The sequence below is a fragment of the Bacillota bacterium genome (assembly GCA_040754675.1).
Classification (GTDB): Bacteria; Bacillota; Limnochordia; order Limnochordales; family Geochordaceae; genus Geochorda.
Genome location: JBFMCJ010000226.1, coordinates 1 through 6587, shown reverse-complemented (window position 1 = coordinate 6587; position 6587 = coordinate 1). Strand labels below are relative to the sequence as shown.

5 protein-coding genes are annotated in these 6587 nt (G+C 69.7%); 4 read left to right on the top strand and 1 reads right to left on the bottom strand.

Annotated features, from left to right (window positions below; all coding sequences use genetic code 11):
• The first annotated feature begins 99 nt into the window (after positions 1-99).
• Positions 100-912: a glucose 1-dehydrogenase gene (locus AB1609_13250; protein MEW6047426.1), complete on the top strand. Its 813-nt coding sequence runs from the start codon at positions 100-102 to the stop codon at positions 910-912.
• Positions 913-950: 38 nt separating this feature from the next.
• Here the strand turns inward: AB1609_13250 and AB1609_13245 are convergent, their stop codons facing one another.
• Positions 951-2639 carry a thiamine pyrophosphate-binding protein gene (locus AB1609_13245; protein MEW6047425.1) on the bottom strand — a complete coding sequence of 563 codons (1689 nt, stop codon included), beginning with the start codon at positions 2637-2639 and terminating at the stop codon, positions 951-953.
• Between the two features lie 147 nt (positions 2640-2786).
• Between AB1609_13245 and AB1609_13240 the strand changes: the two genes are divergently transcribed.
• From AB1609_13240 to AB1609_13230, 3 genes are all read left to right on the top strand, one after another.
• A complete protein-coding gene (locus AB1609_13240; GenBank protein MEW6047424.1) occupies positions 2787-3758 on the top strand; it encodes an ornithine cyclodeaminase family protein in 972 nt (323 codons plus the stop codon).
• Between the two features lie 171 nt (positions 3759-3929).
• Positions 3930-5996 carry a bifunctional 2',3'-cyclic-nucleotide 2'-phosphodiesterase/3'-nucleotidase gene (locus AB1609_13235; protein ID MEW6047423.1) on the top strand — a complete coding sequence of 689 codons (2067 nt, stop codon included), beginning with the start codon at positions 3930-3932 and terminating at the stop codon, positions 5994-5996.
• A gap of 30 nt (positions 5997-6026) precedes the next feature.
• Positions 6027-6587 (top strand): MGMT family protein (locus tag AB1609_13230; GenBank protein ID MEW6047422.1); only part of this gene is annotated, 561 nt, incomplete at its 3' end.

Here is a 6587-nt window from a genome sequence, read left to right as displayed (position 1 = left end):
CGTGCGGGCCGCCCCTTCCGCCCGCCCTTTCCCGGGAAATGGTCGAAGTATCCAGGATCGACGAGTCCGGCGGTCAACGTGTGGGGAGGGCGCAGGTAGATGACTGGATCCGGAAGCGAGTTTCGCGGCAGGCTGTCGGGCCGGGTCGCCGTGGTGACCGGGGCGGCTCGGGGTATCGGGCGCGCGGTGGCGCTGCGGTTTGCCGAAGAGGGCGCCCACGTTGTCGTCGTGGTGGACGTGCGGCGCGTTGAAGCCGAACAGACCGTCCGGCTGATAGAAGAGATAGGGCGCCGCACGGGTGCCCGCGGCCTGTTCGTCGAGGCCGACGTCAGCAGCGCCCGGCAGGTCGAGGCGATGGCGCGGCGCGTGGAGCAGGCGTTCGGCAAGTGTGACGTCCTGGTCAACAACGCGGGGATCAGCGGGCGCCCGGTAGGCGACGGGCCCGTCGACCGCTGCAGCCTGGAGGCCTGGGATCGGGTCATCGCCGTTAACCTCACCGGGGTCTTCCTCTGCAGCAAGTACCTGATTCCCTTGATGATCCGCAGCGGCGGCGGGGCGGTGGTCAACATCGCCTCGGACGAGGCGCTGGTCGGCGCCACGCCCCCTACCGACACGCACGCCTACTCGGCCAGCAAGGGCGGGGTGGTAGCGCTCACGCGGGCCATGGCGGTCAGCTTCGCCCGGGAGCGCATCCGGGTCAACGCGGTCGCGCCGGGTTGGATCGCCACGCCCATGACGGCCGACCTCCTGGCCAGTCCCGCTCAGGCGGCACGCATCGCGGCGGCCTGTCCGCTGGGGCGGGTGGGTTCTCCGGAAGAGATTGCAAACGCCGTGCTTTTCCTCGCCTCCGGCGAGGCCTCGTTCGTCACCGGCGCCGTGCTGCCCGTGGAGGGCGGCTCGACCGCGTGGTAGTGAGGGTCTGCCAGCGCCTGGGGCTGCGTCGGGCGCGGCTAAGCGCTGAGGGCGTGGAGCCGCTCCGGGTTGACCCGCAGTTCCAGAAGCGCCGGCCTGCCCGCAGCAAGCGCGCGCCGGAACGCTGCCTCGAACTGCTCGTTGCTGTTCACCGTTTCGCCGCACGCCCCGAACGACCGCGCCAGTGCGGCGAAATCCGGGTTGGCCAGCCGGTTGAGGGAAAGGCGCGCCGGATCGTCCGTACGCCGCAGCTGGTGGGCGTAGATGGTCCCGTAGAGCCCGTTGGCGAAGACCAGGATCACGACGGGCAGCTGCAGCCTGACGGCCGTGGCGAGTTCCGAAGCGGTCATCAGGAACCCCCCGTCCCCGGCCATCACGACCACCGGCCGCCCCCCGGCGCCCCACCTGCCCGTGGCCCGGTCGCCAAGGGCCACGCCGATGGCGGCCGGCAGGCCATACCCCATCGAGCCCGATACCGGAGCGAAGTGGGTGCAGGGGATGCGGAAACGGTAGTAGCGGTGGTACCAGGTGGCGAAGTTGCCGGCATCGCTGACGATGGCGGCTTGCGCCGGCAGGACCTCGTTCAAGACGGCCATCACGCCCTCGGGGTGGACAAATCCGCGCTCGGAGCAGGGGCGCGGTGTGGAGCAGGCTTCGTAGCGCGCGCGGCACGCCCTGACGAACTGTTGCCGCTGCTCCAGCCGCTCACCGCTCGCCTGTCCGGCGCGGCGCGGGCTCTCCTCCAGGAGCGCCTGCAAGAACAGCCCGGCATCCGCCAGAACGGGCAGGCTCTCCCGGACCGGCAACCGGCCGGGCACCTCCACAAGGACCTGCGGGTCGGCATCCACGTGCACCAGCCGTCCCCGGGGCGTGCGGTAGCGCAGGGACGTCACCTCGTTCCACTGCGTACCCACGGCCATCACCAGATCGGCGTCCAGCAGGGGCTGCACGACGCTGGGGTCGTTGGCGACCCCGATCGTGCCCGCGTAGTGGGGATGATCGTTGGGGAACACGTCCATGCGCCGCCACGCCGAGAAGACCGGCAGCGCGAAAGACTCGGCGAGCTCCACGAGGAGCGCGGCTGCCCCCATTCTCAAAACCCCCCGCCCCGCCACCACCACCGGGCGTTCGGCAGCCGCCACCCAGTCGATCACCTGCTTCACGAGCTCGGGGTGGGGAGCGGGCGGGGCGGGGACGGGCGAAACCGGGAGTGCAGCCTCTTCAGGCAGTTCGCCGTCCGCCACGTCCTCCGGCAGGGCGACCACCGCCGGGCCGGGGCGTCCGGCCTCGGCCACCGAGAGAGCCCGCGCCACCAGTTCACCCGCGCGGTCCGCCCGGTCCACCTCGACGGCCCACTTCACCATGGGCCCGAACACCCTGGCCACGTCAATCTCCTGGAAGGCGCCTCGCTGTCGCCGGTCGGTGCCCACCTGCCCGATCAGCGCGACCACGGGGGTGGCGTCCTGCATGGCCTGGTGCAGCGCGATGGCGCAATTGAGCGCACCCGGGCCCCTGCTCGCCATGCAAACACCCACGCGGCCCGTGGCTTTGGCATAGCCCTCTGCCATGAATCCGGCTCCGCTCTCATGGCGAGCGGTGACGATCCGGACGGCGGTACGCCCGGCCAGCTCATCCAGGAGCCCCAGGTAACTTTCGCCGGGGACGCCGAAAACGTGCCGCACGCCTGCCCGTTCGATGAGATCCGCAACGACCCGCGCCGCTTTCACCGGCCGCCTCCCAGGACAATGCTTAGCACCGTGAGACCGTGCGCAAGCCTCTGGCTTGATTATAGCGGCGTGGCGGGCGCGCCAGGCATGTCCATGGTAAAATCAGCTTGCACGTCAAACGCCGGGAACAACGGGGGGTGCCCGGGTGTGCGCCAGCTTCTCTACCTTTCTCGGGCGGACGTTGAATCCGTGGGGCTCCCGCCCGACGAGCTCGTCAGTCTCATGGAGAAGCTCTTCCGTGCCAAGGCCGCCGGCGAAGTCGAACTCCCGCCCAAGCCGGGCATCCATCCGCGGCATGACTCGTTCATCCATGCCATGCCCGCCTACATCTCCTCGTTGGACGCCGCCGGGCTCAAGTGGGTCTCCGGCTACCCCGGCAACACCCGGCGCGGCCTTCCCTACATCAACGGCCTGTTCATCCTCAACGATCCCGACACCGGACTGCCGCTGGCCGTGATGGACGCGACCTGGATCACGGCCATGCGGACCGCTGCCGTCTCGGCCCTGGCGGCCCGCCTGCTCGCCCCGTCAGGCCCGCTGACGGTAGCCATCCTGGGCCTGGGCGTTCAGGGGCGCTCGCATCTTCAGGTGCTTTCGGGAGTCCTGCGCATCGCCCGCTTTCAGGTATGGGACATCCGGCCGCCCCGCATCCAGGCGTTCGTGGAAGACGCCGCCCGCCTGGCGCCGGGGGTGGCCGTCGTCGCCTGCTCGGGGCCCAGGCAGGCGGTGAGCGGCGCGCACGTGGTCATCACAGCCGGCCCCATCCTACGCCAGCCGCAGCCCGTCGTGGAGGCAGAGTGGCTTGCCGAGGGCGTGCTGCTGCTCCCCATCGACTTCGATTCCATGGTGACGCCTGCCGCGATGGCCGCCTGCAGTCTCGCGCTGGTGGACGACGTACCGCAGTTCGCTTACTACCGCACCGTCGGCTACTTCGCGAAGACGCCGGAGCCGGCCGGGGAGCTGGCGGACGTCGTCTCGGGCCGGCATCCGGGGCGCCGGTCCCCGGCCGAGCGCATCCTGAGCATGAACCTGGGCCTGGCCATGGAGGACGTCGGGCTCGGGCACGAGCTCTTCCACCGGGCGAAGGGACGGGGCATCGGGACGTGGTTGCCGCTGTAAGCCCGGTGCAAGAAGAAAAGGGAGGCAGGTCCGCACCGGGAACAAGTCTGTGACGTGCGGCGGGGTTCTGCTCCGACCGCCTTGCAACTTCATGGGCTACCCCATTTCGGGAGAGGAGGCAGGCGGCATTTCTCCGCTGGCTGAGGCCAGCGGCCTGTTGCCGCGCTTCTTATGAAAGGGCGCTTTACCAGGTCCGTAGGGGCTCCGCTTTTCGCCATCGTGCTCCTGCTCGTGGTGCTGCTGGCGGCCGGCTCGGCGGCTGCAAGCGAACTGGTCATCATGGCGACCACGGACATGCACGCGAACGTCTACGCCTGGGACTACTACGCGAACCGGCCTGACGACGACGTCGGCTTTGCGCTCATCGATACCCTGGTGCAGCAGGTGCGGGCGCGGCACCGCAACACCCTTCTCTTCGACAACGGGGATCTGATCCAGGGAACGCCGCTTGGCTACTATTTCGCTCGCGTTCGCCCGCTGCCGGCCGGGCAGGTGCATCCGGTCATCGACGTCATGAACCGGATGGGATACGACGCCGGGAACATCGGCAACCACGAGTTCAACTACGGCCTTGCCTACCTGCAACAGGTGTTGTCCGGAGCGAAGTATCCGGTCGTTCTCGCCAACGTCTACCGTCCCGGCACCCGTGACCCCTACTTCACTCCGTATACCCTGCTTCGCCGGGAGATCGACGGGCGGCCCATCACCATCGGCGTGATCGGTTTCGTGCCGCCGCAGATCCTGGTGTGGGACAAGAGCAACCTGGAGGGGCGCGTCGAGGCCGGCGACATCGTTGAGGCGGCGCAGCGCTTCGTACCGGAGATGCGGGCGCGGGGCGCCGACCTGGTGGTGGCCCTGGCACACACGGGCGCAAATCCGGCGTCGCAGTGGTCGCCGGGAGCCATGCAGGAGAACGCCGCTTACTCCCTGGCCACGGAGGTGCCCGGCATCGACGTGATCGTGGCCGGGCACTCGCACGTCTCCATCCCGGGCAAGGGCCTGCCGGACGCCACGGATGGAGTGGTGAACGGGGTGGCTATCGTTCAGCCGAGCTTCTGGGGCCGGGAACTCGGGGTGGTTACCCTCCAGCTCGAGCCGCACACGTCCGGCTGGAGAGTGGTGCAAAAGCGCGCCGAACTGATCCCCACCAAGGGCGTGCAGCCGTCGGCGCGGGTCATGGAGTGGAGCCGGGCGGCGCACGAGGCGACGGTCGCCTACGTGACCAGCCCCATCGGGCAGACCCTCACGCGCATCGACAGCCGCGCGTCACGCTTTGCCGACACGGGGCTCATCCAGCTCATCAACGACGTGCAGCGGCAGTACGTGGAGCAGGCGCTGCGGGGCACGCCCTGGGACGGCATGCCGGTGCTGTCGGCTGCCGCGCCGTTCAAGGGCGGCCGCGGGGGTGAGACGGACTACACCGACGTGGCGCCGGGGCCGGTGACCATCGCCGACGTGGCGTCCATGTACGTGTACGACAACACCATCAAGGCCATCAAGGTAACGGGCGCCGATGTGAAGGCGTGGCTCGAACACGCCGCCCAGAACTTCCAGCAGGTGGCGCCCGGGACGGGCGACGAGCCCATCCTCAACCCGCGCTGGCCTTCCTACAACTTCGACCAGATCGACGGCGTCGAGTACGAAATCGACATCACCCGGCCGGTCGGGCAGCGTATCGTCAAACTCACCTACCAGGGCAAGCCCGTAGAGCCCAACCAGCTCTTCATCCTGGCCACCAACAACTACCGGGCCGACGGCGGCGGCGGCTTCCCGGCGACCGGCAAGAACGCCCAGGTGGTGCTCGACCCCCAGGTGGAAAACCGCCAGCTCATCATCGAGTACATCGCTCAGGCGGGGACCATAGCCCCCCGGCCCGACCGGAACTGGCGGCTGGCCCACACCTACCTGGACCACCCGCAGGCCCAGTACGTGTACGAGCTGGTGGACAGGGGCGTCTTCCTGGGCGGGCTGACGGACGGCCAGAGGCTGGGTGAACTCGGGCTTGACGAGGCCCTGACCCAGGGCATGTGGGCGGAGATGGTCGAGCGGGCGCTTGGAGTGCGGCTCAGCGTGACGGCGCCGAACGCGGTGGCCACCGGCCGCCAGGCCGTGGAATCGCTGGCGGCCGTGGTGAGCTTCCCGGCGCTGGACGTGGCCGACATCGGGCTGACCCGAGCCGACGGTGCGCAGTTGCTCGCGGGAGTGCTGGCGGTCCGGGAGGCCGTCCCCGCGAGATAAGGCCCCGAAGCGACGGCGGGGGTGTGCAGCGTGGCAGCACGAGCACGGTACTTGCGACTTGAAACCCCCATCGGGCCCGTGTACGTGGCCTACACGGAAAAGGGCGCCCTCTTCGTCTCCCTCACCGCCCGGAGCGACCGGGCGTTCGACCGGGAAGCGCGGGAGCGGTTCGGGGGAAGGCTCGAACTTCTGGAGCCGGACGGCTTGCCCGCCGGCGGTTCGGGGCAACAGTCGCCGGAGGCAAGGCGGTGGCAGGCAGCCCTGAGCAGGTGGTTCGCCGAGGGAAAGGTGCCGCCGCTCGACCTGAGGTGGGTGAGGCCGTTCGAACGCAAGGTGATGGAGGCCGTGCGGGCGATCCCCAGAGGAGAGGTGCGTTCCTACGGCCAGGTGGCCAGGGGCGTCGGGCGGCCCGGGGCCAGCCGGGCGGTGGGTCAGGTGATGGCTCGAAACCCCCTGCCCCTCTTCGTGCCGTGCCACCGGGTCGTGCGGTCGGATGGTGCCCTGGGCCAGTACTCGGGTGGCGGGGCCGCCGTCAAGGCCGCCCTCCTCGAGCTGGAGGGGTACACGCCGCCATCCCCGCGCCGCCCTAAA